This window comes from Streptomyces ziwulingensis (assembly GCF_039542605.1).
In the GTDB taxonomy this organism is placed as follows: Bacteria; Actinomycetota; Actinomycetes; order Streptomycetales; family Streptomycetaceae; genus Streptomyces; species Streptomyces ziwulingensis.
Window position 1 is genome coordinate 210,668 of sequence record NZ_BAABIG010000026.1, and the last position, 15,316, is coordinate 225,983.

Below are 15,316 nucleotides of genomic sequence, written 5' to 3' on the forward strand. Positions count from 1 at the left end.
GCGCGATGACGCAGGACGTGTTCCGCGAGACCACCGCCGAGCCGCGTACCCAGGCCGTGCCGCTGTCCCACCTCTCGCTGGAACTGGGCCACCTCTACATGGAGGACTTCGAGGGCGGCCGGCCCCGCCTGGAGCAGCACTTCGCGCGGGTCCGGCCCTGGGTGGAGGCCGCCCGGGCCGCCGTGCCGGCCCCCGCCGGCGGCAAGCGGCCCCGCATCGCCACCTGCTTCCTGATCGACGACTACTTCACCCGCTTCTCCAGCCCCGCCGCACTCGTGCCGCTGCTGCTCGAAGAGGCCGGCCGGGCCGGTCTGACCATCGACTACCTGGCCCGCGAGTCGAGCTGCGCGGTCAGCGGCAAGGTGCCGGTCGCCGAGGCGGTGGCCGGCCGCATCGTCGAGTCGCCGCCGCCCGGCAGCTACGGACTGCGCCCGCCCGCCGCGCAGACCGGCTGGCTGGCCAACGGCGAGCGCAGCCCGGCCGCGCGCGCCGCGCAGGCGATGAAGCAGCCCCCGGCCTGGCAGCCGCCCCGGGAGACCGCCGCCCGCAACCACTCCGTCTTCCTCGACGTCGAGCTGTGGAGCGACGGCCCCGACGGCCGTCTGTGGTCCTGCCCCTTTCTCGCCGCGGTGTGGCAACTGGCCCGCCTGGGCCTGCTGCGCAACGAGGGCGAGGCCGTCTTCACCGCCCAGCCGCACACCGGCACCGGCTTCCCCGACGACTGGGACGAACTGCCCCCGCTGATCCGGCTCAACCCCAAGGCGGACCCCTTCGCCGCCTACCGGACCTGCTCGGTGCTGCCCACCCGCTTCCTCCCCGTCGAACACGCCGTCCGCGTCGTCCTCGACCAGCTCGACGTGGACCAGGGCGCCCTGGGCCAGGCCGCCGCGCGCGCCGCCGGCGAGCGGGAGCCCCTCCCCGACTCGGTGGCCGACCGCGTCTCCTACGTCTTCTACGCGGGACCCTGACATGCCGCCCGCGGCCGGCCCGGCGGACGCCGTACTCGCCTGCGGCGAGGTCCGCACCCGCCTGCTGCCCACCGCGCAGGCCCTGGACATGAGAGCCGCCGCCCAGCTCCTGGGCCTGCGCGCCGACGAACGCGTCCTGCTCTCCGAGCGTCCCCACCTCTACGCGCGTTCGCCCGACCTCCTCACCGGCGTCGACTGCCCCCTGCCCAGCGCCAACGGCGCCCGGGTCCGCGCCGTCGGCACCGTCGCCGCCCGCGCCGCGCTCACCGAGGGACGGGTCCTGCAGACCTCCGCGTACGTCAGCCTCCCCGCCACCGGACCGGACCGGCGGCGGCCCTGGGGCCAGTACCTGGTACGGCCCGGGACGGTCGAACCGTTCGGGAGGCTGCCGCGCGAGGCCGTCGCGCAGGGCGTGCTCGACGGCGCCCGCGGCGGCGAACTCGACCTCGGCCTGATCGCCGACGGCCTCCTCACCCGGGTACTGCGCCACCCCCTCCTCGACCAGCGGCCGCCCCTGCGCTCCCGCCCCACCCGGCTGCGCTGGGCCGCGCTGCCCGCCGCCCCGGGCGAAGGCCCCAGCCTCGAACGGTTCGTCCTCGCCGAGGACGAGCTGCGCACCGTACGCCTGCGGGTGCCCGAGGGGATTTCGGCCGCCGACCTCGCCGGGCTCTGCGACGACCTCGCCCTGCACGACTGGCTGCTCACCACCGTCGTGCACATGCTGGACGGCATCCGGCTCGGCCCGCAGCGCGCCCCCGCCCGCCTCGGGCCGGGCGCCGAGGACCGGCCCGCCGTCGTCACCGCCCTGCGCCCGGCCGTCGACCACCTGCTGCACCTGTGGATGCCCCACGCCCGGGTGAGCGCCGAACTGGCCCCGCTCTGGCACACGCTGGAGGAACGTCCCGGCTTCACCCGGCAGTGGCAGGCGCTGGTGCAGCGGGTCCGCGACCAGCTCGCCCTGTACGCGATCCCCTCGCTCCACCGGGAGGCCGAGTTGACCCCCTGACCCGGCGTCCTCCCCAGACGCCCGCCACGTCCCCGCGCACGCCCCACGTCCCCGAACTCGAATCGAGCGCATCCCTACGGGGGGAGAAGCACGATGAGCACGGCAGAGCCGGCCCAGCCGGAGGACACGTCCCACCCGAACACCGCGGTGGACCGGAGCGGACCCGCGCGCGCCCTCGACAGACTCACCGGCGGACCCGTGGCCGGGCCCGCGCGGCGCCGGTGGACACGCCGGCTGGCGGTGGGTCTCGTCGTCGGCGCCCTCGCCTGGAGCGTCGCGGCGCTGCTGCGGCCCGAGGCCGCGGTCTGGCGGCAGTTCCTCGCCGCGCTGCTCTGCGCCGCCGCGACCGTACTGATCCAGCACCTGATCGACCTGGACCGGCGCCTGGAGCAGCGCTCCCAGGACGCGCACCGCACCCTGGCCGAGACCGTACGGGAGTCCCTGCGGCGCCACGAGGAGGAGCCGGCCGCCACCCGGCCGCCCGCCGCCGGGGAGCCGCCCCGGGCGGCCGAGGGGAGCCTCGCCCCGACGGAACGGGAGACGGGCGCCCCGCGCCTGCCGGACCGCGCCGACGAGGACGGCGTCCCCGACCTCGCCGGGAGCTTCGCCGAGGTGCTGGCCCCCGGCCCCGCCATCCTCGGCACCTTCGTCCGGATGGAGATGAAACGGGTGGTCGGCCATCTCACCGACCTGACCAACCTCACCGCCGAGTGCCCCGGCGAGAACCACGACTGGATGCTCACCCTCACCTACGCCGCCCAGCACTCCATCTGCGCCACCAGCACCTCCGTCGACCGCGAGTTCTGGAACAGCGAGCCCGCCAGCCGCTACCTCCAGGCGCAGCGCGAGGTGATCGCGGACCGGGGCATCCCGGTGCGCCGGCTGTTCCTGCTGCCGAGCGCCCGGGAACTCGACGACAAGCTGCTGCGCCTCTGCGACGAGCAGGAGTCCCTGAACATCGACGTGCGCGTGGCGGTCCTGCCCGAACTGCCGCCGCACCTCCAGCGCGGCACCACCAACGACTTCATCGTCTACGACGAGGAGGTCACCTTCGAGATCGAGCAGGACCTGCGCGACGTCAACGTCCGCACCCGGCTCAACGCCCGCCAGCCGCACATCCAGGACTGCATGAAGCGGTTCCGGGAGCTGTGGGAGGGGGGCATGAGCGTGCGCGAGCTGGAGGTCCGGGTGGACGACGAGGAGGAGGGCACCTGGATGGTCGACCAGGGGTGAGTCGGCCAGAGGTATGTGTCCGAGTGTAGACACAGAAAGCGACCGCGGGGATACGAAGAGTAAAACCCGGAAAGGAGGGGGAGCAGGGTGAAGGCACACGAAGGGCGCTCTGCGTCGAAGAAGTCGAGGAAGCGGAGGACGTGGTGGAAGAATCGCGCACGGCACTCACCGAGGCCGGAACCGCCCTGCCGTCCCCCGGGCCCGCCCCGGCGCGTTGCGCCCGAGCGGCGGTACGGCGGTGACGCCGGCGGTCGGCTCCTACGCCGTCGACACCCGTAGCGGACGGATCGGCGTCGTCATGGGGTTCGAGGGACCGTACGTGCAGATGCGGCCGTACGGCGGGGGCCGGGAGTGGGACGCCGAACCGGACGACGTACGCCACGCCACCGCGGCGGAGCGGCTCTGCGCGGCGACGGCGTACGTCAACGCACGCAGCCGCGGTGAGGTGCCTTGAACGTAGGCGACAATGGGGCGCATGAGTCTGTTCCGCGACGACGGCATCGTGCTGCGCACCCAGAAGCTGGGTGAGGCGGACCGGATCATCACCCTCCTCACCCGCGGCCACGGCCGGGTGCGGGCCGTGGCCCGCGGCGTACGCCGCACGAAGTCCAAGTTCGGCGCGCGGCTGGAGCCCTTCTCCCACGTCGACGTGCAGTTCTTCGCCCGGGGCGGTGAGCTGATCGGCCGCGGGCTGCCGCTGTGCACACAGAGCGAGACCATCGCGCCGTACGGCGGCGGCATCGTGACCGACTACGCCCGGTACACCTCGGGGACGGTCATGCTGGAGACGGCGGAGCGGTTCACCGACCACGAGGGCGAGCCGGCCGTGCAGCAGTACCTGCTGCTCGTCGGGGCGCTGCGGACGCTGGCCCGGGGCGAGCACGCCCCGGGGCTGATCCTCGACGCGTTCCTGCTGCGCTCGCTCGCCGTCAACGGGTACGCGCCGACCTTCGGGGAGTGCGCGAAGTGCGGGATGCCGGGTCCGAACCGTTTCTTCTCGGTCGGATCGGGTGGTTCGGTCTGTGTCGACTGCCGGGTGCCCGGCAGCGTCGTACCCTCGCCGCAGGCCCTGGATCTGCTGGGCGCGCTGCTTGCGGGAGACTGGGCCACGGCGGACGCCGCCGAACCGCGGTACGTCCGGGAGGGGAGCGGACTGGTCTCCGCCTATCTGCACTGGCACCTGGAGCGGGGACTGCGCTCCCTGCGGTACGTCGAGAAGTAGGAGAACACTGACATGGCCGTACGCGGGTTTCTCGGGCGTCAGCGCCGCGAGTACAGGACGCCGGAGCCGCACCCGTCCGGCGCGCGGCCGCCCCGGCTCGGTGAGCTGGTCCCGGAGCACGTGGCGATCGTCATGGACGGCAACGGACGCTGGGCGAAGGAGCGCGGGCTGCCGCGCACCGAGGGGCACAAGGTCGGCGCCGAGCGGGTGCTCGACGTGCTCCAGGGCGGCGTGGAGATCGGGGTGCGCAACATCTCGCTGTACGCCTTCTCCACCGAGAACTGGAAGCGCTCACCCGACGAGGTCCGCTTCCTGATGAACTTCAACCGCGACTTCATCCGCAAGACCCGCGACACCCTGGACGAACTGGGCATCCGGGTGCGCTGGGTGGGGCGGATGCCCAGGCTGTGGAAGTCGGTGGCGAAGGAACTCCAGGTCGCCCAGGAGCAGACCAAGGACAACGACCGGCTCACGCTCTACTTCTGCATGAACTACGGCGGCCGGGCGGAGATCGCCGACGCGGCGCAGGCGCTCGCCGAGGACGTGCGGGCCGGGCGGCTCGACCCGTCGAAGGTCAACGAGAAGACGCTCGCGAAGTACCTGTACTACCCGGACATGCCGGACGTGGACCTGTTCCTGCGGCCCAGCGGCGAGCAGCGCACCTCCAACTACCTGCTCTGGCAGAGCGCCTACGCCGAGATGGTCTTCCAGGACGTCCTGTGGCCGGACTTCGACCGCCGTGACCTGTGGCGGGCCTGTCTGGAGTTCGCCTCCCGGGACCGGCGCTTCGGCGGCGCGGTCCCCAACGAGGAGTTGCTGGCGATGGAGGGCAAGCAGGCGTAGCCGGGGCGCCGCCGGGGGGCGCGGGCCCCCCGGACGCTCACTTCCGGGCGGCGCACTCCGCGCAGGTGCCGAAGATCTCCACGGTGTGGGCCACGTTCACGTAGCCGTGTTCGGCGGCGATGGCCTCGGCCCACTTCTCCACGGCCGGGCCCTCCACCTCGACGGCCTTGCCGCAGGAGCGGCAGACCAGGTGATGGTGGTGGTCGCCGCTGGAGCAGCGGCGGTAGACGGACTCGCCCTCGTCGGTGCGCAGGACGTCCACCTCGCCGGCGTCGGCGAGGGACTGCAGCGTGCGGTAGACCGTGGTGAGTCCGACCGAGTCGCCCTTGTGCTTGAGCATGTCGTGCAGCTCCTGGGCGCTGCGGAACTCCTCGACCTCTTCGAGGGCCGCGGCCACGGCGGCCCGCTGCCGGGTGGCGCGGCCCTTCACGGACGGTCCAGCGGTGGTCACCGGTTGACTCCTCACGTCGGCTCTGCCGGGCCCATTGTGCCAGCCCGGCCTGTCGGGGGGCCGGACGCCGGTCAGACGCCGACCTCGTCGCCCGCGGTCCGGCCGGAGGGTATCCGGCACTCCGGCGGGTCGCCGGCCGCGGCGGCCCGCGCGCGTCGCCGGGCCAGCGGGGTGGCCAGCGCGGTCAGCACGATGAACGCGCCGATGGTCAGCAGCACGATCGTCGCGCCGGGCGGCACCTCCTGGTAGTACGAGGTGACCGTGCCGCCGATCGTCACGGCCACGCCGAGGGCGACGGCGATCGCGAAGGTGGCGGCGAAGCTGCGGGTGAGCTGCTGGGCGGCGGCGACCGGGACCACCATCAGCGCGGAGACCAGCAGCAGGCCGACCACGCGCATGGCGACGGTCACGGTCACGGCGGCGGTGACGGCGGTCAGCAGGTTCAGGGCGCGCACCGGCAGCCCGGTGACCCGCGCGAACTCCTCGTCCTGGCTGACCGCGAAGAGCTGGCGGCGCAGCCCCACGGTGATCAGGACGACGAACGCGGCGAGCAGGAGGATCGCGGTCACGTCGGACTCGGAGACCGTGGAGAGCGAACCGAACAGGTACGAGGTGAGGTTGGCGTTGGAGCCGCCCGGGGCGAGGTTGATGAACATCACGCCGCCGGCCATGCCGCCGTAGAAGAGCATGGCGAGCGCGATGTCGCCGCGGGTCCTGCCGTACCAGCGGATCAGCTCCATCACCACCGCGCCGAGCACGGAGACGACGGTCGCCATCCACACCGGGGACCAGGTGAGCAGGAAGCCGAGGCCGACGCCGGTCATCGCGACGTGGCCGATGCCGTCGCCCATCAGGGCCTGGCGGCGCTGGACGAGGTAGATGCCGACGGCCGGGGCGGTGATGCCGACCAGGACGGCCGCGAGCAGTGCCCGCTGCATGAAGGCGTAGTTCAGGAATTCCATCAGCTCAGCAGTCCCGTGCGGATCGGTTCGGCGCCCGCCGGCGCGTGCGGGTGTACGTGGTCGTGGCCGGGCAGCGCGTGCTGGCCGACCGCCTTCGGGGGCGGGCCGTCGTGCAGCACGCAGCCGTCGCGCAGGACGACCGCCCGGTCGATCAGCGGCTCCAGGGGGCCCAGCTCGTGCAGGACGAGCAGGACCGTGGTGCCGGCCGCGACCTGCTCGCGCAGGGTGCCGGCGAGCACCTCCTGGCTGGCGAGGTCGACGCCGGCCATCGGCTCGTCCATGATCAGCAGCTCGGGTTCGCAGGCGAGCGCGCGGGCGATCAGCACCCGCTGGTGCTGGCCGCCGGAGAGGGCGTCGACCGAGTCCTTGGCGCGGTCGGCCATGCCCACCGCTTCCAGGGCCCGGCTCACGGCCTCGCGGTCGCTCCGGCGGAAGATCCCGAAGCGGGTGCGGGAGAGCCGGCCGGAGGAGACGACCTCGGTGACCGTGGCGGGCACGCCGCCCGCGGCGGTGGTGCGCTGCGGGACGTAACCCACCCGCGCCCAGTCGCCGAAGCGGCGGCGGGGGGTGCCGAACAGCTCGATCTCCCCGGCGGTCACCGGCACCTGGCCGATGACGGTGCGCACGGCCGTCGACTTGCCGGAGCCGTTGGCGCCCAGCAGCGCGACGACCTCACCGCGGTGCACGGTGAGGTCGATGCCGCGCAGGACGAGGCGCGAACCCAGCTCGGCGCGGACGCCGCGCAGGGATATGACGGGCTCGCTCACGAGGTCCTCCGTAGCGGTGGGGTCGGTCACTTGGCGCCGAGGGCGGTGCGCAGCGCCTCCAGGTTGGACGCCATGACCTGGAGGTAGTCCTTGCCCTCGGACTTGTCGGTGATGCCCTCCAGCGGGTCCAGGACATCGGTCTTCAGGCCCGCGTCCTTGGCGAGGGTCTTCGCCGTCTTGTCGGAGACCAGTGTCTCGTAGAAGACGGTGGTGACGCCGTCGGCCTCGGCCTCGGTCTGCAGTTCCTTGATCCGGGCGGGGCTGGGCTCGCTCTCCGGGTCGACGCCGTTGATGGCCTCCTGGGTGAGGCCGTAGCGCTCGGCGAGGTAGCCGAAGGCGGCGTGGTTGGTGAAGAAGACCTTGGAGTCGGTGGTCTTCAGGCCGTCCGCGTACGCCGTGTCCAGGTCGGCGAGCTTCTTCGCCAGGACCGCGGCGTTCTTCTCGTACCGCGCCGCGTGGTCCGGGTCGGCCCGCTCGAAGGACTTGGCGACGCCGGCGGCGATCTCGGCGTACTTCACCGGGTCCAGCCAGACGTGCGGGTCGAGGGAGCCGCTCTCCTCGGCCGGCTCCTCCTCGGTGTGCTCCTCCTCGCCGGCGTGGTCGTGCTCGACGTCGCCGTGGTCCGCCAGTTTCGTCAGCGAGGCCGCGTCGATCTTCGTCTTGACGCCGGACTGGGCGACGGCCTCGTCGACGGCGGGCTGGAGGGACTTCAGGTAGAGCACCGCGTCCGCCTCGCCCAGCTCGGCGGTCTGCTTGGTGCTCAGTTCCAGGTCGTGCGGCTCCTGGCCGGGCTCGGTCAGGGTGGTGACGTTCACCTGGTCCCCGCCGATCTGCTCGGCGAGGTACTGCATCGGGTAGAAGGACGTGACGACATCGAACTTCTCCGTGTTGCCCGCGGTCCCCGTCCCTCCGCTGTCGCCGGTGCAGGCGGAAAGGGTGGCGAGGGCGAGGGCGCCGGCCGCGGCGGCCGCTATGCCGGATATGTGACGTCGTCGTGCGTTCATGACAGTCATTTTCAATGATTCTGGAAACCGTTGTCAACAAGCCGGGATGTGACCTGGGGAACCCCCGATTTGGTCGAGGGGCGGGCCCCGCCGGTAACCTGGGGCATTCGCTGGAAGCATCTCGCTTCGTCGCCCGTCGTCGTAATGAAGAGAGCACCGTGGCCGCCGACAAGATCGACACCATCGTCAGCCTGAGCAAGCGCCGTGGCTTCGTTTTCCCTTGTAGTGAGATCTACGGCGGCCAGCGTGCCGCTTGGGACTACGGGCCGCTGGGTGTCGAGCTCAAGGAGAACCTCAAGCGCCAGTGGTGGCGCTACATGGTGACCTCGCGCGAGGACGTCGTCGGTATCGACTCGTCCGTGATCCTCGCCCCCGAGGTCTGGGTCGCCTCCGGCCACGTCGCCACCTTCTCGGACCCGCTGACCGAGTGCACCGCCTGTCACAAGCGGTTCCGCGCGGACCACCTGGAAGAGGCGTACGAGGCGAAGAAGGGCCGCGCCCCGGAGAACGGCCTGGCCGACATCAACTGCCCCAACTGCGGCAACAAGGGCCAGTTCACCGAGCCCAAGCAGTTCTCGGGTCTGCTCTCCACCCACCTCGGCCCGACCCAGGACACCGGCTCGGTGGCCTACCTGCGGCCCGAGACCGCGCAGGGCATCTTCACCAACTTCGGCCAGGTGCAGACCACTTCGCGCCGCAAGCCGCCGTTCGGCATCGCCCAGATGGGCAAGTCCTTCCGCAACGAGATCACGCCCGGCAACTTCATCTTCCGCACCCGCGAGTTCGAGCAGATGGAGATGGAGTTCTTCGTCAAGCCGGGCGAGGACGAGCAGTGGCAGGAGTACTGGATGGAGCAGCGCTGGAACTGGTACACCGGTCTCGGCATGCGCGAGGAGAACATGCGGTGGTTCGAGCACCCCGCCGAGAAGCTCTCGCACTACTCCAAGCGCACCGCGGACATCGAGTACCGCTTCCAGTTCGGCGGCAACGAGTGGGGTGAGCTGGAGGGCGTCGCCAACCGCACCGACTACGACCTCGGCGCCCACTCCAAGGCCTCCGGCCAGGACCTCTCCTACTTCGACCAGGAGGCCGGCGAGCGCTGGACCCCCTACGTCATCGAGCCCGCGGCCGGTGTCGGCCGCGCGATGCTGGCATTCCTCCTCGACGCCTACATCGAGGACGAGGCGCCGAACGCCAAGGGCAAGATGGAGAAGCGGACCGTGCTGCGCCTGGACCACCGCCTGGCGCCGGTCAAGGTCGCCGTGCTGCCGCTGTCGCGCAACCCCGAGCTGTCCCCGAAGGCCAAGGGGCTCGCCCAGGCGCTGCGGCAGAACTGGAACATCGAGTTCGACGACGCCGGCGCCATCGGCCGCCGCTACCGCCGCCAGGACGAGATCGGCACGCCGTACTGCGTCACGGTCGACTTCGACACCCTTGAGGACAACGCGGTGACCGTGCGCGAGCGCGACACGATGAAGCAGGAGCGGATCTCGCTCGACCAGATCGAGGGCTACCTGGCCTCGCGTCTGATCGGCGCCTGACGCCGCGCCGAGCCCGCGGCAGTGACCGCGACCCCCGGTGCCGGGCCTTCATGGTCCGGTGCCGGGGGTTCTCAGTTGTTCCGGTGCCTGTCGTGCGGGTGCCGCTCGGGCCCGTGCCGCTCGTTCTCGTTCTCCTGCTGGTGGAGGCGGGCGGCCCGGCGGGTCAGGTGGTCGCGTTCGGCGAGGTTCGGGGCCTTCCGGGCGGCCTCGGCGTACAGGCGGGCCGCCGTGACCAGGTCGCCGTCGCGCTCGTGCAGCCAGGCCGCCACCGCCGTGTGCCGGGGCAGGGAGTCGTCCAGCGCGGCGAGCGCGGTCAGCCCGGCGCGGGGGCCGTCGGCCTCGCCGACCGCGACCGCGCGGTTGAGCCGGACGACCGGGCTGTCGGTCAGCCGCACCAGTTCGTCGTACCACTCCACGATCTGCACCCAGTCGGTCTCCTCGGCGCGGGGCGCGTCGGCGTGCAGCGCCGCGACGGCGGCCTGGGCCTGGAACTCGCCCAGCCGGTCCCGGGCGAGGGCCCGCCGCAGGATGCCGACGCCCTCGGCGATCACCGCCGTGTCCCACCGGCTCCGGTCCTGTTCGGCCAGCGGCACCAGTTGGCCGTCGGGGCCGGTGCGGGCGGCCCGCCGGGCGTGGTGGAGCAGCATCAGGGCGAGCAGCCCCGCCACCTCGGGGTGCGGGACCTGGGCCGCGAGCCGCCGGGTGAGCCGGATCGCCTCGGCGGCCAGGTCCACGTCACCGGAGTAACCCTCGTTGAAGACCAGGTAGAGGACGCGCAGCACGGTGGCGACGTCGCCGGGCCGGTCGAACCGCACCCCGGAGACGGTCCGCTTGGCCCGGCTGATCCTCTGTCCCATGGTCGCCTCGGGCACGAGGTAGGCGCGGGCGATCTGCCGGGTGGTGAGCCCGCCGACGGCGCGCAGGGTGAGCGCGACCGCCGACGAGGGGGTCAGCGAGGGGTGGGCGCAGAGGAAGTAGAGCTGGAGGGTGTCGTCCACGGCGGGCGCGGGGCCCGGCACCGGTTCCTCGTCGACGAGGTCCTCGCGCCGGCGCCGGGCGGCGTCCGCGCGGGTCGCGTCGAGGAACCGGCGCCAGGCCACGGTGACCAGCCAGCCCTTCGGGTCGCGCGGCGGGTCGGCGGGCCAGGTGCGGACCGCCTCCACGAGCGCGTCCTGCACCGCGTCCTCGGCCGCCGCGAAGCCGGCTCCGCGGCGGCCGAGGACGGCGAGCACGCTCGGGGTGAGACTCCTCAGCAGGATGTCGTCCACGGACGAGGTCACTCCGTGATGGTGGGCGGCGCGGCCAGGAACGGGCGCACCTCCAGCCACTCGTGGATCGGCCTGCCGCCCGCGCCCGGGGCCGCCGACAGCTCCCCGGCCAGTTCGACGGCGCGCTCGTGGCTGTCGACGTCGATCACCATCCACCCGGCGATGAGGTCCTTGGTCTCGGCGAACGGGCCGTCGGTGACCGGCGGGCGCCCCTCGCCGTCGTAGCGGACCCAGGACCCCTCGGGGGCGAGCGCCTGGCCTTCCACGAACTCGCCGGTGCCCTCCAGCCGGGCCGCGAAGTCGTTCATGTACCGCATGTGCGCCGAGATCTCCTCCGGCGTCCACTGGTCCATGGGCACGTCGTTGGCGGAGGCCGGAGCGCCGCGGTAGTGCTTCAGCAGCAGGTACTTGGCCATGGTGTCTCTCCTCGGTGCGGGTGCGGCCCATTGTGGCCGCGCTCACCCCTGGGACGGAGCGGGACGCGGGTTCTCGACATCGACGACAGGGACGGCTGAAGTTTTTTCCCGGATCTCTCGCCGGACGCCTCGCCGGACGGCCGGACGCCTCCCCGGGCACCCTCCCCGGAAATGTGAGGCGAGCATGCCATCGCTGGGGTTACTGTCACGCCGGGGGCAGGTGGGGCGCCGGTGGCAGGCGTTCGCCTGTGCGGCGGGGCGGGCCGGAGAACGGGCCGCCCGCTTCGATGCCGCTGCCAGCCGTGGACCCCCGTACCGACCGACCGGGGAGTCACGCCTTGCCGAGAAACTCTTTGCCGAGAGTCACCTTGCCGAGAAACACCGTCCGCGTCCTGACCGTCGCTCTGGTCGCCGGGGCGGTGGCGGGCGCCTCGCTGCCCGCCTTCGCGCTGTCCGCGCAGGAGCCGGTGCGGCCGTCGCTCGACCGGCTGACCACGGAGGGCTCGCCCTGTGACGTGGTGACGCCGACCCCGGTACGGGTCGCACCGACCCTGCGGGCCGTGCTGAGCGACCCCGACGGTGATCCGGTGAGCGCGGAGTTCGAGGTGAGCCGGACCACCGAGGGCTCCGAGTCGCCGAGCGGCCTGCGCTTCAGCACCGGGGCCAAGACCAGCGGGTCGCAGTTCTCCTGGACGGTGCCGGACACCGTCCCGGACGGGCCGGTGAGCTGGCGGGTACGGGCCAAGGACGCCGACGGCTACGGCCCTTGGAGCGACTCGGCTGAGCAGGGCTGGTGCCGGTACCTCAAGGACACCCAGGTACCGCCCGCCCCCGGGGTCGCCTCTCCCGACGTGCCGGACGGCGGCGACGAGTGGGCGGACGCCGTGGGACGCCACCCCGCCTTCACCTTCACCTCCGCCGCCCCCGACGTCGTCGAGTACCGCTACACCTTCGGCGCCGAAGCGGCGCGGACGGCGCGGCCGGAGGAACCCGGCGGCCCGGTGACGGTGCGGCTGTCGCCCTCCTCCCCGGGGGTGAAGATCCTGGAGGTCCAGGCGCGGGACGGGGCCGGGAACCTCAGCGCGCCCACCCGGTACACGCTGCGGATCGCGTCGCCCGCCGACTCCGTGGCCCGGTGGAAGCTGGACGACGCGGCGGGTTCGCAGGCCGCCGCGGAGGCGTCCGGCGGGCAGTCGGCCTGGGCGGGGCAGGGCGTCACCTTCGGCGCCGAAGGCCCCACCGGCACCTCGGTCACAGGGGCCGCGACCCTCGGCGGCGAGTACGACGGCTGGCTCCGGGCCGAGGTCGAGGCCGCCGACCCGGCGAAGACCTTCGCCGTCAGCGCGTGGGTGCGCCCCGAGGACGTCGACCGCGGTATGACGGCGGTCAGCCAGACCGGCTTCATCGCCCCCTCCGACTACGCCCTCGGCACGGCCGTCGGCGAGGACGGACAGCCGTCCTTCACCTTCTCCCTCCCCGACGCGTCCGGCGGTGCGACCCGGGTCACCGGCGGCGCTCCGACGCCCGGCGAGTGGGCCCACCTCATGGGCGTGTACGACCCGGTGGCGGGCAGCGCGCGGCTCTACGTCGACGGCGCCCTCGCCGCCTCCGCCGACGCGGCCGTCCCCGACGGGCTCCCCCTCGGCTACGTGGAGATCGGCCGCGAGCTGGAGAGCGACGGCCTGCACTGGACCGGCAACTGGCACGGTGACCTCGCCGACGTCCGGGTCTGGGACCGCGTCGTACTGCCCGAGGAGATCGCCGACCTCGGCCACCGCACGCCGCAGCGCACCGGGTACTGGGCGATGAACACCGTGCGCACCGAGGAGGGGAGCACCGGCACCCCCGACGCCTGGGGCCAGCAGAGCCTTCTCCTTTACGGTGACGCCCACCTGGACACCACCGATCCGCTGGCCGGCGAGGGCAGCATCTCGCTCGACGGGGACGGCGACCACCTCGACAGCGACGGCCACCAGGTCGACACCGCCCGGAGCTACACCGTCACCGCGCGGGTGCGGCTGCACCAGTGGGCGCCGGAACAGGACATGGCGCTGTTCGCCCAGGGCGGCGACGAGGCCGACGCCTTCACGCTGCGCTACCGGGGGTCCGGCGCCGGCTGGGAGGCCGTCTTCGCCCACGGCGACACCAGTGACGCGGCGACCACCACCCTGACCGCCCCCTACGGCGACGGCGCGCACACCTTCGCGGTGCAGTACGACGACAAGGCCGGCGAGGTGCGCCTCTTCCAGGACGGTGTCCGCACCGACAGTGCCCCGTACGCCGCCGCCGACGCCTGGGACGCCTACCGCGCCCTCCAGGTCGGCCGCGACGGTGCCGGCCGGGGCGGGGACCACCACCTCGACGGCGACGTGGACGAGGTGCGCACCTACGCCGGTGTGCTGTCGGCGACCGAGATCCGCACCCTCGCCGGGCCGGAGGAGCACCCGGACCTCTGATCCGGGGCGCCGACGACCGGACCGTACGAAATGCGAAAAACCCGTACATGACCGAAGGTGAGGTTCGCAAGGGCGAGGACAGGTGCGGAGGACGGTCATGGCGGAGCGGAAGCCGGCGCGGGAGTCGATGCGGGCGCTGCCGCGTCCTCTGCACGCCGCTGTCTCGGTGGTGCGGCTGGTGCCGGGCGCCGGGACGGTCGGCAGGGTGGCCGAGGGGGTGCTCGACCGGATCGGGGAGGTCTCCCCGCGCGGGCGCCGGATGGTCGTGTACACGGGCGCGGGGGTGCTGGGCGTCGCCGGACTGGTCGAGTGGCCCCTCGCGGCCACCGGAGCGGCGGTGGCGTGGCTGACGCAGTCGCGCGAGAAGGAGGAGCCCGCCCCCGCCGACGCCGGGGGCGGTGACCGCACGGTCGTGCCGAAGCGGACCGCCACGGTGGTCAAGAGCGGTACCGGTGCCGCTGGTACCGCGCGCGCCGGTACGACGCGCGCCGGTACGACGCGCAAGGCATCCGCCCCCGCCCCGGCTCCCGCCTCTGCCCGCACCGCGAGGAAGGGTGCCCCGGAGGCCGACGACTGGACCAAGACCGCCGCGCGGACCCGGAGCACCACCGCCGCGCGGAACGCCGGCGCCGTCGCCCGGAGCGGGGCCGCGACGCGGAGCGGTACGTCGGCGGGGTCCACCTCGGCGGCCCGGAAGGCGGCGCGGTCCCGTACCGCCGCCACCACGACCCACGCCTCCGCCGCGAAGGGCACCTCCAGCACCCAGCGCGCCTCCGTGACCCACAGCGCCACCGCGGCCAAGCACGCCACCGCGGCCAAGCACGCCGCCTCGGCCAAGTACGCCGCCTCGGGCGAGGAGAGGAAGGCCGCGGACGAGGAGAGGAAGGCCGCGGGCGAGGAGAAGAAGGCCGCGGTCAAGGACAGGGAAGCCGCAGGCAAGGGCAAGGCCACCGCCAAGGGCAAGAAGGCGGCGAAGCACGGCGGTGCGAGCCGGAAGACGGGCTGAGCGGCGGTGATCGGGGCAGGGTCCCTGGCCGGGGCGTCGTCGGCCGTCGCCGGGGCGGTGCTCGCCGGGCCCCGGCTGCTGGCCCGCTGCGCCGCGCCCACCGCCGGCGCGGCGGCCGGTGCCGTGGCGGGGGCCGCGCGGACCGGCGTACGGACCGCGGACTTCGCCGCGCG

The 15,316-nt window shown here is 73.2% G+C and carries 15 protein-coding genes; 9 read left to right on the forward strand and 6 right to left on the reverse strand.

The genetic code is table 11. The features are described from left to right. Positions 1-5 precede the first annotated feature (5 nt). The 6 genes from ABEB00_RS16575 (at position 6) to ABEB00_RS16600 (ending at position 5,272) form a co-directional block, all read left to right on the forward strand. Positions 6-968, forward strand: coding sequence for an SCO2522 family protein (locus ABEB00_RS16575; RefSeq protein WP_345620454.1), 963 nt, complete (start codon positions 6-8; stop codon positions 966-968). Position 969: 1 nt separating this feature from the next. Next, the gene (locus tag ABEB00_RS16580) at positions 970-1,974 is read left to right on the forward strand and encodes an SCO2521 family protein (protein ID WP_345620455.1); all 1,005 of its coding nucleotides are present in this window, start codon (positions 970-972) and stop codon (positions 1,972-1,974) included. Between the two features lie 93 nt (positions 1,975-2,067). After that, positions 2,068-3,207 carry a hypothetical protein gene (locus ABEB00_RS16585; RefSeq protein WP_345620456.1) on the forward strand — a complete coding sequence of 380 codons (1,140 nt, stop codon included), beginning with the start codon at positions 2,068-2,070 and terminating at the stop codon, positions 3,205-3,207. Positions 3,208-3,445: 238 nt separating this feature from the next. Further along, a complete protein-coding gene (locus tag ABEB00_RS16590; RefSeq protein WP_345620458.1) occupies positions 3,446-3,661 on the forward strand; it encodes a hypothetical protein in 216 nt (71 codons plus the stop codon). 21 nt (positions 3,662-3,682) lie between these two features. Beyond that, positions 3,683-4,429: a DNA repair protein RecO gene (gene recO, locus ABEB00_RS16595; protein WP_345620459.1), complete on the forward strand. Its 747-nt coding sequence runs from the start codon at positions 3,683-3,685 to the stop codon at positions 4,427-4,429. A 12-nt stretch (positions 4,430-4,441) separates the two neighbouring features. After that, positions 4,442-5,272 carry an isoprenyl transferase gene (locus ABEB00_RS16600; protein WP_345620460.1) on the forward strand — a complete coding sequence of 277 codons (831 nt, stop codon included), beginning with the start codon at positions 4,442-4,444 and terminating at the stop codon, positions 5,270-5,272. Between the two features lie 37 nt (positions 5,273-5,309). Here the strand turns inward: ABEB00_RS16600 and ABEB00_RS16605 are convergent, their stop codons facing one another. The 4 genes from ABEB00_RS16605 to ABEB00_RS16620 form a co-directional block, all read right to left on the reverse strand. Beyond that, a complete protein-coding gene (locus tag ABEB00_RS16605; protein WP_345620461.1) occupies positions 5,310-5,723 on the reverse strand; it encodes a Fur family transcriptional regulator in 414 nt (137 codons plus the stop codon). 71 nt (positions 5,724-5,794) lie between these two features. Then, complete coding sequence (locus ABEB00_RS16610) at positions 5,795-6,685, reverse strand: metal ABC transporter permease (RefSeq protein ID WP_345620462.1); 891 nt, start codon at positions 6,683-6,685, stop codon at positions 5,795-5,797. Continuing rightward, positions 6,685-7,452: a metal ABC transporter ATP-binding protein gene (locus ABEB00_RS16615; RefSeq protein ID WP_345620463.1), complete on the reverse strand. Its 768-nt coding sequence runs from the start codon at positions 7,450-7,452 to the stop codon at positions 6,685-6,687. Before ABEB00_RS16615 ends, ABEB00_RS16610 begins: the two co-directional genes overlap by 1 nt. Positions 7,453-7,478: 26 nt before the next feature. Further along, entirely contained in the window at positions 7,479-8,456 is a 978-nt protein-coding gene (locus tag ABEB00_RS16620) for a zinc ABC transporter substrate-binding protein (protein WP_345620464.1), read from the reverse strand. 158 nt (positions 8,457-8,614) lie between these two features. Between ABEB00_RS16620 and ABEB00_RS16625 the strand changes: the two genes are divergently transcribed. Then, a complete protein-coding gene (locus tag ABEB00_RS16625) occupies positions 8,615-9,997 on the forward strand; it encodes a glycine--tRNA ligase (RefSeq protein ID WP_345620465.1) in 1,383 nt (460 codons plus the stop codon). Between the two features lie 71 nt (positions 9,998-10,068). Here ABEB00_RS16625 and ABEB00_RS16630 read toward each other — a convergent pair whose 3' ends face one another. Next, the gene (locus ABEB00_RS16630; RefSeq protein ID WP_345620489.1) at positions 10,069-11,265 is read right to left on the reverse strand and encodes an RNA polymerase sigma factor; all 1,197 of its coding nucleotides are present in this window, start codon (positions 11,263-11,265) and stop codon (positions 10,069-10,071) included. An 8-nt stretch (positions 11,266-11,273) separates the two neighbouring features. Next, positions 11,274-11,681: a YciI family protein gene (locus tag ABEB00_RS16635; protein WP_345620467.1), complete on the reverse strand. Its 408-nt coding sequence runs from the start codon at positions 11,679-11,681 to the stop codon at positions 11,274-11,276. 368 nt (positions 11,682-12,049) lie between these two features. On the opposite strand from ABEB00_RS16635, the gene ABEB00_RS16640 reads away from it, so the two are divergent. Next, positions 12,050-14,137 (forward strand): LamG domain-containing protein, encoded by a 2,088-nt coding sequence (locus ABEB00_RS16640; RefSeq protein ID WP_345620469.1) that lies wholly within the window; start codon positions 12,050-12,052, stop codon positions 14,135-14,137. A gap of 97 nt (positions 14,138-14,234) precedes the next feature. After that, on the forward strand, positions 14,235-15,143 hold the full coding sequence (locus ABEB00_RS16645; protein WP_345620470.1) for a hypothetical protein: 909 nt from the start codon (positions 14,235-14,237) through the stop codon (positions 15,141-15,143). Positions 15,144-15,316: the final 173 nt, after the last annotated feature.

Bases quoted from the DNA above. Each gene is read 5' to 3' on its own strand.
- ABEB00_RS16585 (WP_345620456.1), top strand. From the start codon at position 2,068: ATGAGCACGGCAGAGCCGGCCCAGCCGGAGGACACGTCCCACCCGAAC.
- recO (WP_345620459.1), top strand. From the start codon at position 3,683: ATGAGTCTGTTCCGCGACGACGGCATCGTGCTGCGCACCCAGAAGCTG.
- ABEB00_RS16635 (WP_345620467.1), bottom strand. From the start codon at position 11,681: ATGGCCAAGTACCTGCTGCTGAAGCACTACCGCGGCGCTCCGGCCTCC.
- ABEB00_RS16610 (WP_345620462.1), bottom strand. From the start codon at position 6,685: ATGGAATTCCTGAACTACGCCTTCATGCAGCGGGCACTGCTCGCGGCC.
- ABEB00_RS16620 (WP_345620464.1), bottom strand. From the start codon at position 8,456: ATGAACGCACGACGACGTCACATATCCGGCATAGCGGCCGCCGCGGCC.
- ABEB00_RS16580 (WP_345620455.1), top strand. From the start codon at position 970: ATGCCGCCCGCGGCCGGCCCGGCGGACGCCGTACTCGCCTGCGGCGAG.
- ABEB00_RS16575 (WP_345620454.1), top strand. From the start codon at position 6: ATGACGCAGGACGTGTTCCGCGAGACCACCGCCGAGCCGCGTACCCAG.
- ABEB00_RS16600 (WP_345620460.1), top strand. From the start codon at position 4,442: ATGGCCGTACGCGGGTTTCTCGGGCGTCAGCGCCGCGAGTACAGGACG.
- ABEB00_RS16645 (WP_345620470.1), top strand. From the start codon at position 14,235: ATGGCGGAGCGGAAGCCGGCGCGGGAGTCGATGCGGGCGCTGCCGCGT.